General features: G+C 61.6%; 17 protein-coding genes. 11 read left to right on the forward strand and 6 right to left on the reverse strand.

Annotated elements, in window-relative coordinates; genetic code table 11:
* Positions 1–35: 35 nt before the first annotated feature.
* Complete coding sequence (locus AB3X94_RS04920; RefSeq protein ID WP_176107091.1) at positions 36–1,385, reverse strand: replication initiation protein; 1,350 nt, start codon at positions 1,383–1,385, stop codon at positions 36–38.
* A 1,964-nt stretch (positions 1,386–3,349) separates the two neighbouring features.
* Between AB3X94_RS04920 and AB3X94_RS04925 the strand changes: the two genes are divergently transcribed.
* A complete protein-coding gene (locus tag AB3X94_RS04925) occupies positions 3,350–4,579 on the forward strand; it encodes a DNA-binding protein (RefSeq protein ID WP_368610912.1) in 1,230 nt (409 codons plus the stop codon).
* A gap of 70 nt (positions 4,580–4,649) precedes the next feature.
* Here the strand turns inward: AB3X94_RS04925 and AB3X94_RS04930 are convergent, their stop codons facing one another.
* From AB3X94_RS04930 to AB3X94_RS04940, 3 genes are all read right to left on the reverse strand, one after another.
* Positions 4,650–5,732: a site-specific integrase gene (locus tag AB3X94_RS04930; protein WP_176107093.1), complete on the reverse strand. Its 1,083-nt coding sequence runs from the start codon at positions 5,730–5,732 to the stop codon at positions 4,650–4,652.
* Positions 5,733–5,846: 114 nt separating this feature from the next.
* Complete coding sequence (locus AB3X94_RS04935; RefSeq protein WP_368610913.1) at positions 5,847–6,245, reverse strand: DUF2471 family protein; 399 nt, start codon at positions 6,243–6,245, stop codon at positions 5,847–5,849.
* Between the two features lie 67 nt (positions 6,246–6,312).
* On the reverse strand, positions 6,313–6,960 hold the full coding sequence (locus AB3X94_RS04940; RefSeq protein WP_368610914.1) for a helix-turn-helix domain-containing protein: 648 nt from the start codon (positions 6,958–6,960) through the stop codon (positions 6,313–6,315).
* A gap of 137 nt (positions 6,961–7,097) precedes the next feature.
* Between AB3X94_RS04940 and AB3X94_RS04945 the strand changes: the two genes are divergently transcribed.
* Both AB3X94_RS04945 and tdh read left to right on the forward strand, forming a co-directional pair.
* Complete coding sequence (locus AB3X94_RS04945) at positions 7,098–8,303, forward strand: glycine C-acetyltransferase (RefSeq protein WP_368610915.1); 1,206 nt, start codon at positions 7,098–7,100, stop codon at positions 8,301–8,303.
* 28 nt (positions 8,304–8,331) lie between these two features.
* Positions 8,332–9,363 (forward strand): L-threonine 3-dehydrogenase, encoded by a 1,032-nt coding sequence (gene tdh, locus AB3X94_RS04950; RefSeq protein ID WP_368589635.1) that lies wholly within the window; start codon positions 8,332–8,334, stop codon positions 9,361–9,363.
* 41 nt (positions 9,364–9,404) lie between these two features.
* Here tdh and AB3X94_RS04955 read toward each other — a convergent pair whose 3' ends face one another.
* Positions 9,405–10,055 (reverse strand): YceI family protein, encoded by a 651-nt coding sequence (locus AB3X94_RS04955; RefSeq protein WP_368610916.1) that lies wholly within the window; start codon positions 10,053–10,055, stop codon positions 9,405–9,407.
* A gap of 122 nt (positions 10,056–10,177) precedes the next feature.
* Here AB3X94_RS04955 and AB3X94_RS04960 point away from each other — a divergent pair, with 122 nt between their 5' ends.
* The 4 genes from AB3X94_RS04960 to AB3X94_RS04975 all read left to right on the forward strand — a co-directional run bounded on the left by AB3X94_RS04960 (position 10,178) and on the right by AB3X94_RS04975 (position 12,472).
* A complete protein-coding gene (locus tag AB3X94_RS04960; RefSeq protein WP_368610917.1) occupies positions 10,178–10,849 on the forward strand; it encodes a TetR/AcrR family transcriptional regulator in 672 nt (223 codons plus the stop codon).
* Between the two features lie 9 nt (positions 10,850–10,858).
* The gene (locus AB3X94_RS04965) at positions 10,859–11,338 is read left to right on the forward strand and encodes a nuclear transport factor 2 family protein (RefSeq protein ID WP_176378817.1); all 480 of its coding nucleotides are present in this window, start codon (positions 10,859–10,861) and stop codon (positions 11,336–11,338) included.
* A gap of 250 nt (positions 11,339–11,588) precedes the next feature.
* Entirely contained in the window at positions 11,589–12,104 is a 516-nt protein-coding gene (locus AB3X94_RS04970; RefSeq protein WP_176107101.1) for a hypothetical protein, read from the forward strand.
* 170 nt (positions 12,105–12,274) lie between these two features.
* Positions 12,275–12,472 (forward strand): hypothetical protein, encoded by a 198-nt coding sequence (locus tag AB3X94_RS04975; RefSeq protein WP_368610918.1) that lies wholly within the window; start codon positions 12,275–12,277, stop codon positions 12,470–12,472.
* A gap of 334 nt (positions 12,473–12,806) precedes the next feature.
* On the opposite strand, the gene AB3X94_RS04980 is transcribed toward AB3X94_RS04975, so the two are convergent.
* Positions 12,807–13,508, reverse strand: a complete 702-nt coding sequence (locus AB3X94_RS04980; RefSeq protein WP_176107103.1) for a TetR/AcrR family transcriptional regulator — start codon at positions 13,506–13,508, stop codon at positions 12,807–12,809.
* Between the two features lie 142 nt (positions 13,509–13,650).
* Here AB3X94_RS04980 and AB3X94_RS04985 point away from each other — a divergent pair, with 142 nt between their 5' ends.
* Genes AB3X94_RS04985 through AB3X94_RS05000 form a run of 4 tightly spaced genes read left to right on the forward strand, consistent with a single transcriptional unit; the run spans position 13,651 to position 19,059 of the window.
* The gene (locus tag AB3X94_RS04985) at positions 13,651–14,088 is read left to right on the forward strand and encodes a Zn-ribbon domain-containing OB-fold protein (protein WP_217709891.1); all 438 of its coding nucleotides are present in this window, start codon (positions 13,651–13,653) and stop codon (positions 14,086–14,088) included.
* Positions 14,085–15,257 carry a thiolase family protein gene (locus AB3X94_RS04990; protein ID WP_176107105.1) on the forward strand — a complete coding sequence of 391 codons (1,173 nt, stop codon included), beginning with the start codon at positions 14,085–14,087 and terminating at the stop codon, positions 15,255–15,257. The genes AB3X94_RS04985 and AB3X94_RS04990 overlap by 4 nt, the downstream gene beginning before the upstream one ends.
* A 3-nt stretch (positions 15,258–15,260) precedes the next feature.
* A complete protein-coding gene (locus AB3X94_RS04995; RefSeq protein WP_368610919.1) occupies positions 15,261–16,127 on the forward strand; it encodes a xanthine dehydrogenase family protein subunit M in 867 nt (288 codons plus the stop codon).
* A gap of 7 nt (positions 16,128–16,134) precedes the next feature.
* Positions 16,135–19,059 (forward strand): molybdopterin-dependent oxidoreductase, encoded by a 2,925-nt coding sequence (locus AB3X94_RS05000; RefSeq protein WP_368610920.1) that lies wholly within the window; start codon positions 16,135–16,137, stop codon positions 19,057–19,059.
* Positions 19,060–19,077 lie beyond the last annotated feature (18 nt).

Here is a 19,077-nt window from a genome sequence, read left to right on the forward strand (position 1 = left end):
CCGCCCCTTGTCTTTCAAAGGCCGTTATCGACCCATCAGGCCGCGCGCGACTGGTTAAGGGTGAAGGCGAGCAGATCGCCGTCGGTGGGTTCGCCCCAGGTCCTGCGCGCGAGCCAGTCGAAGAACGCCGTTTCCACGATCTTCGAATCGAGCCCGCGACGCCGCCAGTCGTCGCGCATGTGCGTGCCGAGCCCCGGCAATTCTTCTTCCTCGAACGATTGCCGTGCGATATCGCGCTCCGACTCCCCCTGTTCGTTGTACAACTCGTAGGCCTGCTTGCGACGGTAAGCCGAGTATTCGCCGAGCAGACGCGCCTTCAGATCGTCGGCCGGCGATGCCATGGCCTTGCTGGTGCCGCCACCAGCCGGCAGCGCCTCGACCGGCGGCGCATAGCCCTTCTTCAACGCATCCTTGAACAGCGCCGGCGCGCTACGCACCGGCGGCAGCGACGTGCTGCGCATCCGCTGCTCGGTCATCTGCAACGCGGCGCGGATCCGGTTCTCTTCGCTGTCCGCGTAAAGCGTCTGCGCTTCCTTCAGCGGAATGCCGATCTTCACCATCCGGTCGACCAGCGTGCTGTCGAACACGTTCGGATGTTCGTCGAGCGCGAGCATCGGCTGCTTGCGCTCGGTCACGCGGAACTGGATTTCGGCGACGCGCCGACCCTCGCGATGCTCGATCAGTTCGACGAAAATGTTCGTGACCGCGTTGACTTCGGCGATGGCCGGGCGCAGGTAGTCGCGCTTGAAATACTTGTACTCGCGCTTCGCCTCGTCGCCGGCTTCGGTATCGGGCGTGCCCGACAGAATCGGCCGCCACCATTCCCAGGTCTCGCGCATCGTCAGATGGCTCGGGTTGGTCAGGTAGCGCACGCAGATCTCGTAGAGCGCGAGGCCCGCGCTGCTGCGCAGCTGGCTCTGGAACTGCAGGCTTAGCCGCGCATACTGAACCGGATCGAGCAGCTTCTTCTTGATCTTCGGCGCAAACGAAAACTCGACCCAGACGCGACGCGTGGTCGGATCTTCGAGAATTTCCGCGTCCGCGATCAGCGTCGAAATACCCCATTTGCGGCCGGGCTTCTGACTCGAGGTGCCGGTGCTCCACTCGACCTGCACCGACACCATGCGCCGCAGGTGCTCCTTGACGAGCGCGGTGTCATTGGAATCGAACGCGGAATTAGCGACGATGTCGGACAGCAGCGCCCGATAGGTGTCGCCCGATTCATCCGCTTGCTGGGCCACCGCGAGCAGAACGTTAAAGAGCTTGCGCGTGAGCAACGTGATCTTGCCGCTCTTGGGCTGGATCGCAATTGCCTCGACGGCTTTGCGCAGCTCAGCCGAGCTCGGGCTGACAACATCGGTCTTTTTCGCGCGCTTCGTGGCCATGCGTCGAGGTGAGGGAGGGGATTTCGCGAGAGCATACCGGCTGTGGTGATACGCGTCTATAGCGCGCATCTCACCATTGCCGGTGAAGCGAGTTTACGAAGCGCACCTCACCTCGAGCAAGTCCCGAAAACCCTCACCTCGCCCGCGCGCCACGAGGATCGGGCTCTCCTTGCCGGTCGCGGCGTTTGCGAATCCAGCCCGTTTCGCTGCGTACCGGAAGGGGGAGCACCTGATCCCGAATCTTCTCACCTCAAAAATTTTCGCGGATTTTTCGGGACGTCGTGTAAACGGACGGTGTCTGGAGCCGGTGGGACTTCGTCGTGCGGCCTCGCGACGGTTTCGTCGATTCTCGCGTGCTGCCGGGCGACGCAAACTCCGCATCAATAAATGGAATTCACGCACGGTATCGGACCCGCGGCGCGACGGGGGCGAGCAACGTTCGACTGCGCGGCGCCTCTACTGACGACTCAACCGGCACCGCCGAGACACCCGCCCCCGTTAACCATCGTTTGCGACTTCGAGCTTCGACCGAACTGCCGTAGAAGGGGAGACGAGCCGTAGGCAAATCCTCACCACTCCGGTGCTCCCGAAAACTCTCACCGCAGCACCGCCGAACGGGACAACACGACACGTGTTTGTGTCGCGCCAGTACCGCATTTCCCAAATGTGATCTCCTGAAAAGCCTCACCTTTGAGGCTGCTGGAGGTCCAAACGTCCCTGTCCTGAGAACTCCTGAAAACCCTCACCTTTGGTGTCGGAAAGGAAAAATTTCCATAATTTCAATAGCTTGCGCCAATTCCACCGAATGTTCGAACCGGGGGTGTCCCCGTAAAATCTCACCTTAAGCCGGCTTTTTCGCACCGCAGCACTTTTCATCGCCTTCCACAGACCCCCCGAAAAGCCTCACCTTTGCGATCAGAGACCAGGTATACCTACTCCCGCCAATTGCCATCAGCCGGGCATCTCCGGCCCGCAGCCTCCATTTGGGTCCCGAATTTCCTCACCTTAACGCTCGCAATCAAAGCCAGGGTGTCCCGAAAAGCCTCACCTTTGGCAAAATCGCCGGCTAAACCAGCTCGCGGATCCGCCTCATCAGCCGGCGCCCGAATCCCCTCACCTTTCCAATCGCGAGCGATTCCAGCCAGGCGGTCTTTTGGGTCGTCGACGCGTGACAATTCATCTTCGCTCCCGTAAAACCTCACCTCAGCGGTCTGGATGCTCAAAAAGAAAGCAAAATTGGCCACCGGGCCCCGAAAAATCTCACCTTCGTTTCATGTTCTCTCCCGCCAGCGCTCACCTAAGGGGTTAACCACCCTAAAAAAGCCCCGAAAAACCACGCTCGCGAGCGTCCCGAAAACCCTCACCTTGGTGGCCCCCGAACCGAATGGGTACTTTTGAGGGCTGTCGGGCGCTTCGCGGTCATGAGGTCCCGCAAAACCTCACCTCTGCCCGAACCCCACGTATACGGCGTTTCCTGAACCCGCTCACGTTCTATCCCGGACCCGCTCACCGAGTTCCCCGAACCTCATCACTCGAGTTTCCCGCAGACCCTCACCAAGTCTCCCGCAAAGCTTCACCTTGCCGGGCTGAAAGCCCCGCCAGACAAGGGTTTGACGTGGCGTTAACGTTTTTAACAAGGGTTCAAAGGTGTTTACTTTTATTACTCTCAAGCCTTGGACCCGCGAGTCCCGTGAGACACGGGTCTTACAACCCACAGCCACCGGTGATCAATCGTGAAACAGTGCGCGATCCCGGGAGAATCTAACAAAGCGCTTCTAATACAATGGCTTATTGGCTATTCTTCGTTTTGTTTCACGATAACAAAAGGCGCGGACGTGTTTACTATCGCGATTTGCCTGCAAAACTCCGCCTGTATACGGCAATCCGTCCGCCACTCATAAATCGGTAGCAAACACTACGTAAATTGTTATGATCCATCCAATTCGAGCCACATCGAGGTAAACATGAATCTGGATCAGGAGCGGCAAGCCATTCGCAATGAGCTTGAATCGATGCGTGCGCAGGGCGTGCGCCGCCAGGATCTTTCACTGCATGCATGCAAACGGCTCTTTTTCGATCTCGGCATCCGGCCATCGATGGCGGCCGTGCGCGATCTCACGCAAATCGGCAGCGCGAGCGACATCCCGAAAGACATCGATCATTTCTGGGAGCGCATCCGCAACGTTTCGCGGGTCAAAGTGGGAGCAGGCGCAATACCGAAGGCACTTGAAGATCGCGCCGGCGAACTGCTGGGCGCGCTATTCGAAGAAGCGGTCGTGCAGGCCAAAGCGTCGCTCGATGCCGAACGTGAAGAGATCCGCGCGCAGATCAGCGCCGCCGAACTTCGCGTACGCGACGCCGAAATTCGTCGGGATGCGGCCGACGACTCTATCAGGCGCAGCGAAGCGCGCGCCGAAGCCGCGTGGGAGCGGGTTCGCGCGCTCGAAGCTCAGTTATCGAGCGCGACTACGCACGGCAGCGTTCACCTCGAAGGTATGCAGGCAACCACGCGCCGGCTCGACCAGGAAAACGAGGCGCTGCGGCAACGGCTCGAAAACGAACAGGCCACCAATGCGGCGTTGCGCGACCGGATCGACGCGTTGCACGTCGAATTGCGGCAAAGCACCGAGCACTATGCGCAGCAGATCAAGGATGCGGTCGCCGAAGCGGAGCGGCGGGTCAAGCCGATGCTGGTCGAACTCGATTCGCTGCGCAGCATGGCCGCGACGTATCAGTCAGGCGTGCGCGACGCGAGCCGCAAGGAATTCGAGTTCATTCAGCAGATTGCCGCCGCCAAGGCGCGCGGCGACCGGCTCGACGCGCAGCTGCGCGAGCAGTCGGACGAAGTCGATGCGCTGACCAAAGAAGTCGCCGCCCTGCGTGGCCAGCAGGGCATCGATCCGGCCATCGCCGTGCTGCTTTGCTCGCTGGTCACCGAGGGGCGGCTCACGAGCAAAGAGTTGAGCATGATCGGCACCGCGGCCGACGGCCACGTGACGCTGCCCGCGCGATGCCCGAAATGCGAGGAAGGTGAACCGGAGCTGTCGCAGGTCGATCACCGTTTCGAATTGTTGTGCCCGGAATGCGAGCACTCCTCCGGACTCGGCGAATCGCGGCTCGCGGCGGTGAACCAGTTTCTGTCGAACGATGCGTCCACCGCGCCGTCGTCCCGCTCCGTGCACACGATCCGTTAACCAGAAACGGCCAATCCAACGGAAAAACCGTCAAAGGTGAGGAAATTCGGGAGCGTAAAGGTGAGGTTTTTCAGGGCTCGCCGGCTCCCGTTTGCCTCGTCAAACGCCCGTCACGCCGGGGCTCGGCCAACGGCGCCGCCGCCGGATCGGGCTCCTCTGTCGCGGGCGAATCCTGCTGATCAATCCACGTTTGCCACGCGCGGTACAGCCGGTTCGCGGACACCGCCTGCACGAAGCCGAGCCATTGACCGACCTGTTCGGCCTCGACTCCGCTTTCGAAAAGGTCTGCCGCAAACGTGTTGCGCAAGGTCTGCGGACTCGCGCGCGATTGGCGCGATGCGGCAATTCCCGCTGCGTCGACGAGTGCATCCACCGCGCGCAGCATCGTGGCCTTGTGCATCGGCCTGCCGGACGGCGACGCGGGAAACACGAGATTGCCGGCCAACTCCGTTAGCCGACGTTCGGCGAGCCAGGCGTCGAGAATCGCCGTTGCGAACGGCGCGAGCCGTGTGCGCCGCGTCAGCACCGGATTCGGCGACTCGATCGTGACCCACGGCGAGCCCTCTCTCACGCAACTAACCGTAAGCGCTCCCGCTTCGCCCGTCTTCAGTCCTCCACCCAGAAACACGGCGATCAGCGCGCGATCGCGTCGCTCTCTCCAGCGCTGTGCGGTCGACAACGCCGGCAACGGCGCGAACAATCGCGCGATCAACGCTGTGCGTTCCGCATGCGTGAGAAACCCGGTCGGCTCGTTGTCGCGAGCATTGCGCCACGCGGCTTGCCCATCCTGAGCAATGAAACGCGCCGGGTTGGTCGACGCCGATTCGATCTCGCGCACGTGATCGAGCACCCGCTCGATAAGCCGTAAATAGCGGACCCGTTGCGTTTTGCGGATCTCGAGGCCGGCGACGAATTCGGCGATCGCGGGCGTGTCGACCGTCGCGAGGCTTTGTTGCCGCGCGCCGAGCCAATCGAGAAACTGCCCCCACTGCGCCTGATAGACCAACGCCGAAGAGCGACGGAAATGCTGCTTCGCGAGCCACGCATCGAACGCGACCTGCGGGTCGCGACGCCAGTCTTCGCGTTGCTGATCGAACAGATCGGTAGAGGGCGCGGGACGGGGAACGGGGTCGGACAGATGGGGAGGTGACATGGGCATCCTTCTGTTAGTTGCTCCGTTCAGTCCGCGTATTGTAGGCGCTCACCGCAGCACGGCCGACTTCGAGGAACGGATGACAATCCGAGCCATCCCGACATGGCGCCGCCATCAGCCGCCCCATGCCCGGGCGCGCTTCAAAGGCGCATCGACCGGCCGTGGCAGCGCCGCGCAGCGCGCGGCTTCCTCGTACGCATTGACGGCAAACGCAAAAACGGCGGGCAAAGCATTGGACGTGCCGAAATCCACGCTGTCATCGGTTTCGGGATAAGGCAGATCGGACGGGCGCTGGAACAGCCCGAGCATCAGCGCGTCGTGCCGGCTGGCGAAACCGAGATCGGCCAGCGCCTCGGCTTCGATGGCATGGAGCAGACGCCACGTGAGCGGCACCTGCTTGACGATGTAGCGCGCGGCGATGCTGCGCACGATATGTTCGAGATCGCGCGCGGCGGTCTGGTAGCGCAGCGCGGCGAGCGTTTGATCGGTAGGGTCGGTTTTCAGGTTGTTCATTCTCGGCTCCAATCGACACCTGATACTGTACAAACATACAGTATCAGGCGCAACCTGGCCGAACGGCCTAGCCGTGAATCACCACTAGCAGCGCCTTCGCCTCGCTCTTGCCGACGTTGCGGATCGCGTGCGGTTCATCCGCGACGTAGCGCGCAGTGTCCGCGACCTTGAGCCGCTTCGTCGCGCCGGCCGCCTCGATTTCGATCGAACCGTGCAGCACGGTCAAATGCTCGCGCGTGCCGGGCTCGTGCGCGTTCGACACCAGTGCCCCGCCAGGCTGCAGCGTCAGCTCGTACCACTCGAACTTGCCGGCCAGCTCGATGGGGCCCCACACACGCAACTGGTATTTCGCTTCATGACCGCTTAGCGTAGGAATATCGTGCGGTCCCGAAACGGCGATCGCCTCGGGCGACTTCGGCGGCGCAAACAACGAATCGAGGCTCACGCCGAGCGCGTTGGTCAGCCGCCAGGCAACCGCGATCGTCGGATTGGCCTTGTCGCGCTCGATTTCCGACAGCATCGATTTCGACACGCCGGCCGCTCGCGACAGATCGTCGAGCGTCATGCGCCGCTCGGCGCGCAGCCGCTGAATCTGCTCGCCGACGCGCGGCGGCGCCGCAATCGCCGCATTCGGCAGCAATGCCGCGCTAGCGGAGGTGGACGCCGCAGTGGCCGCGGCGCGGCGTGTACCCGAACTTGCCATTTCCTGACCCATCGTTTAGAGTTGTTCGATATATCGGATTTTAGTTCGGAAAAACGAAAAAATCCGATAAAGCTGACAACCGACTATAACAGGCCGCCCTTCCCGCGCCCAAGCGAACGCGGGCGCCGTCACCCTCAGGAGTCCCGTTCATGCGTGACCAATACCTTGCCCATCTGCGCGGCACCCTCGACCAGATCCGCGCCGACGGCTTCTACAAGAGCGAGCGCGTGATCGCGAGCCCGCAGTCGGCCGACGTGCGTCTCGCCGACGGCAGCGATGTGCTGAACTTCTGCGCGAACAACTATCTTGGTCTCGCCGACGACCCCCGGCTGATCGAAGCCGCCAAGCAGGGCCTCGATAACGACGGCTTCGGCATGGCGTCGGTGCGCTTCATCTGCGGCACGCAAACCGTGCACAAGCAACTCGAGGCGGCGCTCGCCGCGTTCCTGCAAACCGACGACTGCATTCTCTATTCGAGCTGCTTTGACGCGAACGGCGGCCTGTTCGAAACGCTGCTCGACGAAAACGACGCGATCATCAGCGACGAGCTGAATCACGCGAGCATCATCGACGGCGTGCGGCTGTCGAAGGCGAAGCGCTTTCGCTACAGGAACAACGACCTCGCCGATCTCGAAGCGCGTCTGCAGGAGGCCGATGCGGCGCGCGCGCGCTTCAAGCTGATCGCGACCGACGGCGTGTTCTCGATGGACGGCATCATCGCTAACCTCGCCGGCATCTGCGATCTGGCCGACCGGTACGGCGCGCTGGTGATGGTCGACGATTCGCACGCGGTCGGCTTCATCGGCGAACACGGCCGCGGCACGCCCGAGCATTGCGGAGTGCTGTCGCGCATCGACATCATTACCGGCACGCTCGGCAAGGCGCTCGGCGGCGCATCGGGCGGCTATGTCGCGGCGCGCAAGGAGATCATCGAGCTGCTGCGGCAGCGCTCGCGCCCGTACCTGTTTTCGAACACGCTGACGCCGAGCATCGCAGCGGCATCGCTCAAGGTACTCGAATTGCTCGCCAGTGATGAAGGCGCGCAATTGCGCGCACGGGTGCGCGAAAACGGCGCACATTTTCGCGACGCGATGAGCGCGCTCGGCTTCACGCTCGTGCCGGGCGAACATCCGATCATTCCGGTGATGCTCGGCGACGCGCAACTCGCCGGAAAAATGGCCGATGCGCTGCTCAAGCAAGGCGTCTACGTGATCGGTTTTTCGTTTCCGGTAGTGCCGCGTGGCCGCGCGCGCATCCGCACGCAGATGAGCGCCGCGCATACGCCGGAGCAGATCGATCGCGCCGTCGACGCGTTCGCGCGCGTCGGCCGCGAGCTTGGCGTGATCCAGGCATAGTCGCCGCGTGATTGGAACGGAGAAGCAGATGAAAGCATTGGCAAAACTCGAACGGGGGCCGGGCCTCACGCTGACCGACGTGAAGAAGCCCGAAGTCGGGCACAACGACGTGATGATCCGCATCACGCGCACCGCGATTTGCGGCACCGACATTCATATCTGGAAGTGGGACGACTGGGCGCAAAAGACGATTCCGGTGCCGATGCACGTCGGCCATGAATACGTCGGCGAAATCGTCGAGATGGGGCAGGAAGTGCGCGGCTTTGCGATCGGCGATCGCGTGTCGGGCGAAGGACACATCACCTGCGGTTTCTGCCGCAACTGTCGGGCGGGCCGCCGTCATTTGTGCCGTAACACGATCGGCGTCGGTGTGAATCGCGAGGGCGCGTTCGCCGAATACCTGGTGATTCCGGCCTTCAACGCGTTCAAGATTCCGCCCGAAATCTCCGACGATCTGGCCGCGATCTTCGATCCGTTCGGCAACGCGACGCATACGGCGCTGTCGTTCAACCTCGTCGGCGAGGACGTGCTGATTACCGGCGCGGGGCCGATCGGCATCATGGCGGTCGCCATCGCGAAGCACGTCGGCGCGCGCAACGTCGTGATCACCGACGTCAACGACTATCGCCTCGACCTCGCGCGCAAGATGGGCGCGACGCGCGCGGTGAACGTGTCGCGCGAATCGTTGCGCGACGTGATGCACGATCTGCACATGGCCGAGGGCTTCGACGTCGGCCTCGAAATGTCGGGCGTGCCGAGCGCGTTTACGGACATGCTCCAAGCGATGAACCACGGCGGCAAGATTGCGCTGCTCGGCATTCCGCCCGCGCAAACCGCGATCGACTGGACTCAGGTGATCTTCAAAGGCCTCGAAATCAAGGGCATTTATGGGCGCGAGATGTTCGAGACCTGGTACAAGATGGTCGCGATGCTGCAAAGCGGCCTCGATCTGTCACCGATCCTCACGCACCATTTCAAGGTCGACGACTATCAGGAAGCCTTCGCGACGATGCTTTCCGGCGAAAGCGGCAAGGTGATTCTCGACTGGACCGCTGCCTGAGTCGGCATCTCACTGTCTGAACGCCAACGCCCGCAGCGCGCTCACGCGCCTGCGGGCGTTTTCACGAATTCGGCCTGGATGCGCACGTGAATATCGTCGCCGACGGCCGGATACCAGGTCGTCAGACCGAACTTCGCGCGGCTGAAATGACCGTCGGCGGAAAAGCCGAGCGTGTCTTTCTTCGTCAGCGGATCGGGCGCGAAGCCGTTGAACGTGACGTCGAGCGTGACCGGTTGCGTGACGCCGCGGATCGTCAGGTCGCCGCTCAGCGTGCCGCGCGCTTCGCCGGTGCGCTCGAAACGCGTGCTCGCGAAGCGGATCTGCGGATAACGCGCGACATCGAGCATGCTGTCGCTTTTCACCATCTTGTCGAGCAGCGGCACGTTCGTGTCGATGCTTGCGGCGTCGATCGCGACCGACGCCGTACTGCGGTCGAGGCCGCCGTCGTTCCAGTCGAGTTTTCCCTGCTTGCGATTGAAACGCATCGTAAAGCGCGTGTATTTCAAGTGATCGATATCGAACGTGATGCTCGTATGGTCCTGATCGATGTCGTAGTGTCCGGGCGGCACGCGCGCCTCGTTCTGACTGACCGAATGCGTGAGCACCTGGATCGGCGTGCAGGCCATCGCGCCCAGCAGCGTTGCGCCGAGCAGCGCGCGTAGCCATGCGGTGCGAACGGGGGATGTTTTCATCGGAGCGATTCCGGTTGAGCGGTGTCAAGCGATCTCCATCAAGATAGCAGCAAGCGTACCCATCGCGCGGAAGCTCGAAGAAAAACTTGACGAGAGAGAATGATCGTTCTACCTTTTTGTCGATGACACACGATACGAATCCGACTGCCCAAAACGACGCGGCCCAGCCCGGCACCGCGCGCGACCGCCTGCTCGATGCCGCGGAGGCGCTCATTTACGCCGGCGGCATCCACGCAACCGGCGTCGATGCGATCGTGCGGCAGTCCGGCACCGCGCGCAAAAGCTTCTACACGCATTTCGAATCGAAAGACGCGCTGATCGCGGCCGCGCTCGAACGGCGCGACGAGCGCTGGATGAACTGGTTTATCGCCAGCACGCAACGGTACGGTAAGAATGCGCGCAAACGCCTGCTCGGCATGTTCGACGTGCTGCGCGAGTGGTTCGCATCGGCTGATTTTCATGGCTGCGCGTTTCTGAACGCGGCCGGCGAAATCGAATCGGCCGACGATCCGATCCGCGTCGTCGCGCGCAAACACAAGGCCCGTCTGCTCGATTTCGTGCGCGCCGAATGCGACGCGTTCGCGGCGCAAGCGCAAATCGATGCGCGTCGCGCGGCGCCGCTCGCGCGGCAATGGCTCGTCCTGCTCGACGGCGCGATCGCGGTGGCGCTCGTCAGCGGCGAAGCCGCTACGGCGCTCGACGCGCAGACCGTCGGCAAGACCTTGCTCGACGCGGCAGCGAAACCCGCTGCCATCAAACGGCCGCCATCCCGGCGCACCGCACGACCTGACTGAGGAACCATCATGGCCGATACGATCGAAACCCGCCCGCCGCTGCCGCCGTTCACGCGCGACACCGCGATCCAGAAAGTGCGCGCCGCGGAAGACGCGTGGAACACGCGCGAACCCGAGCGCGTCTCGCTCGCGTACACGACGGATAGCATGTGGCGCAACCGCGCCGAATTCGTGCATGGCCGCGCGGAGATCGTCGGATTTCTGCGCCGCAAGTGGGCGAAGGAGCTCGACTATCGGCTGATCAAGGAGCTGTGGTCGTTCACCGACAACCGCATCGCGGTGCGCTTCGCGTACGAATGGCACGACGATTCGAACAACTGGTTCCGCTCGTACGGCAACGAGAACTGGGAGTTCAACGAGCACGGTCTGATGGCGCGTCGTCACGCAAGCATCAATGACCTGCCGATCCGCGAAGCCGACCGCTTGTATCGCTGGCCGCTCGGCCGGCGGCCCGACGATCACCCCGGCCTGTCCGATCTCGGTCTGTAGACGTTCCCAACCACGTTCATCGCCGAGGGCGCGCCCGCTGCGCGCCGCGAACTTCTTCACCGCGTGTTCATCAGGACGCCATCGGTTCTCCTTTATCCTGGCGGTTGCGGGTGCGGGGCACGTCGCATGCCCGCCCGGGCCGAGCGAGTCCTCAACATCGAGCGCGCGGCTTCAGGTACAGTGCGCGTCGGGCGGCACGCGGATCGCCAGAACACGATGACACCGGCGCTCGACCGGTGACGGAGAAGAAATGCACTTCAGGCAGATGAACAAGAATATCCGGCGCGCCGCGGTGGCGCTTTTCGCAAGCTTCGCGGCGGTCTCCACGGCACACGCGAGCTGGTGTGACGGCGGTGTATGGGTCGACGCGATGCTCGGCTCGTATCACATCAATCCCGATCCCGATACGCACTTCGAGCAATTCAACCCCGGGCTGGGCGTCGAATGTTGGCTGAACAACCAGTGGGCGCTGACGGCCGGCGGCTTTCGCAATTCGCTGCGTCGGCCGTCCTACTATGGCGGCGCCGTGTGGGCGCCCGAGTTCGCGCATTGGGGCATCGTGCGGATCGCGGCGATCGGCGGGATCATCTCCGGCTATAACTACGGCAACTGGGGTCTCGGCAGCAATCATACGATCGGCCCGGTGGTCGCGCCGATCGTGATGCTCGAATACAAGCGCGTCGGCGCGAACTTCATCGTCATTCCGCCGATTCCTTCGGATAATCTGCCCTTTACGATTGGTTTTCAGGTGAAGGTGAAGTTCTGACGGAGTTGTGCGTTGTCAAAAAGGTTGCGACTTTGGGAAATCACCTAAATCGGACAACGAAGTTGCGACCTTGCTTGTCGCATAGATCTCCCGAGGTGATTCGTACGTGACGTTAGGGAGCTCAACCCGACTGCACGTTCGTCTCCATTTCGGTTGGGTCAACGGGAGATATGTCCGAAACTCACTTCGGTGAACTGCTGAACTGGCATCCGTTCACCGTCTCAAAATCTTCGCGGATAGGTGAGCTGTTCCAGGATAGTGAGGACTTCCAGGAGGCAAAAAAAGAGTTGAGAAATAAGCTGAGCGCTTTCAGGTGCCAGCGGCGCAGCACGAAGTGGCGAATTGAACGCATGTCCGGTGGCCGGTGATGAATCTGGCTCACGCGCTCCCAACAAAACCTGCATGTGGGTGTCAAGGACGGTGAAGGAGTTCGGGACGGTGAGGATTTCCAGGAGCTAAGAGGATGGAAAAATTAGTATCTCCCGAAAAGGCTCACCTTGGCTCCAGCGGCTGCAGCGAAATGTGTGGTACGCGCGAATTGGCGTGAGGAGATGCATCTCATGCGACGTCGCCGCAGGCGTTGACCGATCGCATGAGGCCGCCGATTTATTCGAACCGGCAACGAACGCGGGCGTGTAGTCCGAAGAGGGCGAGAGGCTCTGGGATACGGCGCACGTGGTGCCAAGGGGCGCGGCGCGTCATTCAGCGCGAGCGATAGCGCGACAGGAATGTGGAGACTGCGCTACCGATGATTCTTTCAACATCATCGTTGCGGATCGCGTAGTCAATCTGCATCAGACGGGGAAAATAAAGCGATTCGCCCAACATTCCTATAAATTCGGCGCGGGCAAGTTGCACGTCGCCGATCGCCAGCCAGCCTTCTTCCACCCGCTTTGTCAACCAGGCATCTGTCACATCGCTGAACAGATCTTTCGCGCGCTGGAGGCGAAGTCCGATGTCGGGAAAGCATTGCACTTGTGCAATGACGAGCCGCATTGCGGCAATCATGTTGGGATCAGAAACAAGCTCGTTGTATGCGCGGGCAATCTCACGCAAGCCCGTCTCGAGCTCCGGCGGCACGGTGTGATCCTTCCAGCGTGCGAACAGCTGATGGAAGAGGTGGTCCATCGCTTCGCTGAAGAGGATCTCCTTGCCGGGAAAGTGCTTGTACAGGGTCGCATATGAAACGCCCGCGCCGTCGCCGATGGAGTCCATCGTCGTCGTGTCGTATCCGTTCGCCAGAAACGCCCCGATTGCGACCTCCAGGATCAGCCTGCGTTTTTCCTGGCTGACACGCTGCTGATACGCCTGCAGTCCTTGCGCCGGGCGATTGCCAGTCGTCGCGATGGTCCCCTTTCGTTGCGTTTGTGTCGTTCCCACGTTTTGAACCATCCAGGTAAGCATCCAAAGTTTTCGGTTCCATTCTGCCCGCGGTCGGTGGAATCCGCCAGCCGCGAGGCAAATGCCCAAGCGGGCGAATCCAGGGTTTACCCATCTTTTCAGCTTCAATTGACTGCATAGACTATAGTGTAAATGACACTACAGTATGCAGGGCATGAGTGAGGGATCAAAGGTGACTGGTTTCAAGCGAATAGGCACAGCCGCAGTGGTGCGCGGAGAGGACAAGTGGTCGCTGATGGGGGCGAAGTGTGCGGATTGCGGGGCGCTGCTCTATCCGGTCCTGACTACATGCCCCGAGTGCGGCAGTCAAAGCTTCGTTGCATCGCCGCTGCAGACGTTCGGCAACTTATACAGCTACAGCGTCGTTCATACCGGTCCGAAGGGTGTCACCGTGCCGTACGTCGTTGGTTACGTGGACCTCTGCGATGGTTTGCGGATGTTTGCGCGCATTGAAGTAGCGCCTCACACAGTCGAGATCGGGCAGCAGCTTGAGTTGTGTGTGGTGCCGGCAAACAAGCAGGCAAGCCAATTCACTTACTTCTTTACCGCACCCGGCGGGCTATCCCAGCAGGTTAATTCATGAGCATGGCGAAGGGTTTGCGAAATGTGAGCGTCGTGGGCACTGGCATGATCCGTTTTGGTCGTTTCCCGGAAGTGACGCTTTCCCAGCTCGCAGCGCCAGCGGTCGTCGAGGCTCTTGATGAAGCCGGAATCGATCGACGACGCATCGGCGCTATTTATTGCGGTACGGTATCCGGCGGTCCGTTGGCTGCCCAACGTATCGGACGTGAGACGGGGCTGACCGGCATCGAAGCGGCGAATTTCGAAAACGCCTGCTCGTCGTCAGCGAGCGCATTCCGGCAAGCCTGCCTCGCGATTGCCGCGGGTGCGGTGGATTGTGCAGTCGTCGTTGGAGCAGAACAACTGACGCGACTCGGGGGCGGGCCACTTGACCTTGGCGATGAGGATGTCGAAGCGGCTAATGGTCTGACGATGCCGGCGCTGTACGCCATGCGCGCACAGCGATATATGCACGAATACGATCTATCGCCCAGAGATCTCGCGCAGATCGCTGTCAAGGCCAGGGCGAATGGTGCGCTCAACCCCTATGCACAGATCCGCAGCACCATCTCGTTGGATGAAGTGCTCGGCAGCCGACAGGTGGCCTCGCCGCTGACTTTGCATCAGTGCTGCCCGCTCGGCGACGGCGCAGCGGCGGTGGTGCTTGCGGCCTCCGACCTTCCGGTGGCGAACCGGCAAGGCGCCGTGACGATACTTGCGTCCCATCTGACCTCGGGCCGCTATATGCAGGGCGGGCGAGACATGACCACGCCGGAGGTGACGGTTCGTTGCGCGAGTGAAACGTACGAGTCCTGCGGTATCGGCCCTTCTGACATCGATGTCGTCGAGTGTCACGACGCGTTCACCATCGCCGAACTGCTTTACTACGAAGCACTGGGTTTTGCCGCCCACGGAGACGGGGCTCGCTTGATCCGAGATGGGCAAACGTCCATTGACGGCCGCATTCCGTTTAATCCGTCCGGCGGATTGCTTTGCAGAGGGCATCCTCTTGGAGCCTCGGGAATCGCGCAGATTGTCGAATTGACTCGCCAGTTGCAGGGGCGCTGCGGTGCGAGACAGATTGCACGAGACAGCCGGGGTGGCCCACGAATCGGGCTGGCGCACATCACCGGCGGAGGCACCTACGGCTTCGATCACGGTGCGTGCGCGATACACATTCTTGGAAGGTGAAAAGTGAAATCAGCACCCTTTACCTGGCACCGTCCGGAAAGCGTGGCGCGTGCCGTTGAGCTACTTTCCACGCTCGACAACGCACGCATCATCGCTGGCGGTCAGACTCTGATGCCGATGCTGGCCATGCGCTACGCCTATGTGGACCACCTGGTCGACGTGAACGCGATACCTGGCCTCAACGGCATAACGCTGGAAGGTGACGAGGTATGCATCGGTGCACTGGTTCGCCAGCGGGATATCGAGCAATCTTCTTTGATTCAGCAATACGCACCACTGATGGTGGAGGCCTATCGATTGGTCGGCCATATTCAGACGCGCAATCGGGGCACTTTTGTCGGAAGCGTTTGCAATCTTGATCCGGCCTCGGAGCAGCCGGCTCTTGCCGAAATCTTCAATGCGACGATCGTCGCCGTGGGACCCAGCGGAGAGCGGCGCATCCCATTTCATGAATTCGCGTGCGGCTTCATGACTACTTCAATCGAGCCGGACGAAATGGTGACGCAGATTCGCCTTCGTATCTGGAATGAGCCGCACGGATATGCGTTCGAAGAATTCGCGCGCAGGCATGGGGACTTTGCAATCGTCGGCGCCGCGGCCATGGTGTCGGTCGACGTGAATCATGCGATCAGGCGCGCTGATGCGGTCCTGTGCGGGATGGGAAGCAAACCTTGTCGTCTGCAGCTTGACGACGTCCTCCATGGACAGCAGCCCAGCGCCCGTCTGGCAAAGGCAGCAGCCAGCAGGGCAAGCTGGATTGACGCTCTTAGCGACACGAGCGCCAGTGCCGCATATCGGAAACGTCTCGCGTGGACCGTGACCGAGCGTGCGCTTGGGCGCGCGTTCGCTCGCGCATTGAACGCAAGCTGAGGGCATCATGGATCAGAGAATCGAATTCGTCGAACAGAGAAAGATTGCCTTCGAACTGAACGGACAGGCAACGACCTGCGACATCGACCCCAGAGTGACGCTCGGCGATTTTCTTCGTCACCAGCTTGGCAAGACAGGCACGCATTACGGCTGCGAGCATGGTGTTTGCGGGGCATGCACGGTACTGGTGGATGGACGTTCCATGCGCTCCTGCCTCCAGCTTTGTGGGCAGGTCGACGGGCGGAAAGTCACAACCGTGGAGGGGCTCGCGAATACCGACGGCTCGCTCGGCATCCTGCAGCAGGCGTTTCAGGATCGCCATGCATTGCAGTGCGGATACTGCACCCCAGGCATGTTGACCACACTAACGGAGTTTTTGCGAACCAACCCCGGCCCGTCCGAGGTCGAAGTTCGCGATGCGATCAGCGGGAACATCTGCCGTTGCACGGGCTACCAAGCCATCGTCGAAGCGGCGCTGCTCGCGGCCGCCCGAATGCGCGGCGAGCCCGATCCCGTTTTCGGCGTGGTTACCGCACACTCGATAGAAAGCGATTCCCCGTCGGATTCAACCGTGGGTGCGCGCTATGTCGGCAAACCCGTCAAACGCACCGAAGACCCTGCGCTGCTCAAAGGCGAGGGGCAATTCGTCGACGATATCCACCTTCCCGGAACATTGCATTGCTGTTTCGTGCGATCGTCTCACGCGCACGCCCGCATCAAACACGTCGATACGCAAGCAGCAGAGGCCGTACCGGGCGTACGGCATGTCTGGACATTCGCTGATCTGGATGAAGCACATCGGCGGCCATTGCCGGTCCTGGCACCCACTCACATGCTGACGGAGCCGCGCATGTGGTCGCCGTTGGCCTCGGACGAGGTGTGCTACGTCGGCGAGGCGATTGCCGTTGTTCTTGCAGAAAGCCGGTACATCGCCGAAGACGCCGCCAACCTGGTGCAGATCGACTACGAGGTACTGCCGGTCGCAAGCGACATCACGAAGATATTCGATCCGGATGCGCCACGGGCTCACAGCGACGTTCCGACCAATCTCCTCCTCGACATGCCGTTTGCTTTCGGCGATGTCGACTCGGCCTTCGCGCGCGCCGCGCACGTGGTCAAGCGCGAGATATTCCATCATCGCGGGACTGCGCACCCGATGGAGTGCCGCGCAACCCTCGCGCGGCTCGATGGCGCTACCGGCGAGTTGACCGTCTGGAATTCGGGCCAGGCACCGCACCTCGAGAGACGTCTTCTTGCGCAAGCGCTCGGCTACGACGAAGCGAAAATCCGGGTCATCATGCCGGATGTCGGGGGGGCTTTCGGTCCCAAGGGCATTGCCTATCCGGAAGAGTTGGTCGTGGCCTCGGCGGCACTCAAGCTGGGTGTGCCGGTCAAGTGGACCGAAGATCGGCGCGAGCACTTCCTGTGCATTACCCAGGAGCGCGATCAATTGTGGGATCTCGAGATGGCGCTCGACAAGGACGGAAAGATCCTCGGCGTGCGCGGCTCCGTGGTCCACGATAACGGTGCGTACGTGCCTTGGGGCATTGTTGTGCCGATCATCGCGGTGACCTCGTCGCTGGGTCCGTACGTCGTCCCGGCATTCGACGTGAAGCTGAAAGTGGCGAGCACGAACATGGTGCCCACCACGCCGGTGCGCGGCGCGGGGCGGCCAAAAGCGGTATTCGCGATGGAGCGGATGCTCGATGCGGCAGCCGACCAGCTCGGCCTCGCCCGTCTGGAAATTCGACGCCGCAATTTCGTACAGCCGGACCAGCTGCCGTACAAAACTGGCCTGATATTCCGCGACGGTTCGCCGATGGTGTATGACTCCGGCGACTATCCGCAGACTCAGGAAAAGGCAGTCGAGCTTGCCGGTCTGGATGCGTTTCGCGCCCGTCAGGAGGGCGCGCACGCGCAGCAACGGTACCTCGGGATTGGCTTTGCCAACTATGTCGAGGGTTGCGGCCTCGGTCCCTATGAAGGGGCGGAAGTCACGTTGCAAAACGACGGACGCATACACCTGGACGTCGGTGGTGCCGGCGCGCAAGGGCAAGGAATGAAAACCATCTTTGCCCAGATCGCTGCCGATCAGCTCGGTGTCGAGATGGATGCCATTACGGTAGTCGTCGGCGATACGAGCAGGCTCGCCATGGGCATCGGGACATTCGCGAGCCGGATCACCGTCAACGCCGGCAATGCCGTTCACATCGCATGCGGCAAGCTCGCCGGAAAAATCAGGGGGCTCGCCGCACACGCCCTGCGTGTACCTCTGGATCAGATCGAGATCGTGCGTGGCGCCGCACGCGTGCGAGGCCAGCCGGACAAGGCGTTGCCGCTCGGGCAAATCGCACGAATTTCGTATGGGATAGCTGGGTTCACGCTACCTGACGGACTGGATGCAGGCATGACGGTCACCCATTATTTCTCCCCGAGAGCCAGCGTCTATGCCAACGGAACGGCATTCGCGGAAGTCGAGGTGGATATCGGGACTGGCTACGTAAAGGTCTTGCGCTATGGCGTTGCACACGATTGCGGGACCGTTATCAACCCAATGCTCGTCGAGGGGCAGGTGATTGGCGCGATTTCCCATGGGATCGGAAATACGCTGCTCGAGCGCCACGGCTACGACGAGAATGCCCAGCCGCTTGCGACGAATTTCGCCGAATTTCTGCTGCCTACCGCACTCGACATGCCATCCCGCATAGAGATGGCGCATCTTGTTTCTCCGTCACCGAACAACCCTCTCGGCGTCAAAGGGGCCGGGGAGGGCGGGACGATTCCTGCCTCCGCTGCGATCGTCAGTGCCATCGAGGATGCGCTGAGCCGATGGTCGATTCGCTTTGACGAAACACCTGTGCTGCCTGAAATGATCTTTGATCGTCTGCATGCCGCCGGCGCGTACAGCGACGCCGCCCTCGACACACCTTGAACGAAGAACTTGCTGGGA

Source organism: Paraburkholderia sp. BR10923 (genome assembly GCF_040948765.1).
In the GTDB taxonomy this organism is placed as follows: domain Bacteria; phylum Pseudomonadota; class Gammaproteobacteria; order Burkholderiales; family Burkholderiaceae; genus Paraburkholderia; species Paraburkholderia youngii.

Bases quoted from the DNA above. Each gene is read 5' to 3' on its own strand.
- AB3X94_RS04960 (WP_368610917.1), top strand. From the start codon at position 10,178: ATGACACACGATACGAATCCGACTGCCCAAAACGACGCGGCCCAGCCC.
- AB3X94_RS04935 (WP_368610913.1), bottom strand. From the start codon at position 6,245: ATGAACAACCTGAAAACCGACCCTACCGATCAAACGCTCGCCGCGCTG.
- AB3X94_RS04945 (WP_368610915.1), top strand. From the start codon at position 7,098: ATGCGTGACCAATACCTTGCCCATCTGCGCGGCACCCTCGACCAGATC.
- AB3X94_RS05000 (WP_368610920.1), top strand. From the start codon at position 16,135: ATGGATCAGAGAATCGAATTCGTCGAACAGAGAAAGATTGCCTTCGAA.
- AB3X94_RS04990 (WP_176107105.1), top strand. From the start codon at position 14,085: ATGAGCATGGCGAAGGGTTTGCGAAATGTGAGCGTCGTGGGCACTGGC.
- AB3X94_RS04955 (WP_368610916.1), bottom strand. From the start codon at position 10,055: ATGAAAACATCCCCCGTTCGCACCGCATGGCTACGCGCGCTGCTCGGC.
- AB3X94_RS04965 (WP_176378817.1), top strand. From the start codon at position 10,859: ATGGCCGATACGATCGAAACCCGCCCGCCGCTGCCGCCGTTCACGCGC.
- AB3X94_RS04975 (WP_368610918.1), top strand. From the start codon at position 12,275: ATGTCCGAAACTCACTTCGGTGAACTGCTGAACTGGCATCCGTTCACC.
- AB3X94_RS04985 (WP_217709891.1), top strand. From the start codon at position 13,651: ATGCAGGGCATGAGTGAGGGATCAAAGGTGACTGGTTTCAAGCGAATA.
- AB3X94_RS04980 (WP_176107103.1), bottom strand. From the start codon at position 13,508: ATGCTTACCTGGATGGTTCAAAACGTGGGAACGACACAAACGCAACGA.
- AB3X94_RS04930 (WP_176107093.1), bottom strand. From the start codon at position 5,732: ATGTCACCTCCCCATCTGTCCGACCCCGTTCCCCGTCCCGCGCCCTCT.
- AB3X94_RS04970 (WP_176107101.1), top strand. From the start codon at position 11,589: ATGCACTTCAGGCAGATGAACAAGAATATCCGGCGCGCCGCGGTGGCG.
- AB3X94_RS04920 (WP_176107091.1), bottom strand. From the start codon at position 1,385: ATGGCCACGAAGCGCGCGAAAAAGACCGATGTTGTCAGCCCGAGCTCG.
- tdh (WP_368589635.1), top strand. From the start codon at position 8,332: ATGAAAGCATTGGCAAAACTCGAACGGGGGCCGGGCCTCACGCTGACC.
- AB3X94_RS04940 (WP_368610914.1), bottom strand. From the start codon at position 6,960: ATGGGTCAGGAAATGGCAAGTTCGGGTACACGCCGCGCCGCGGCCACT.
- AB3X94_RS04925 (WP_368610912.1), top strand. From the start codon at position 3,350: ATGAATCTGGATCAGGAGCGGCAAGCCATTCGCAATGAGCTTGAATCG.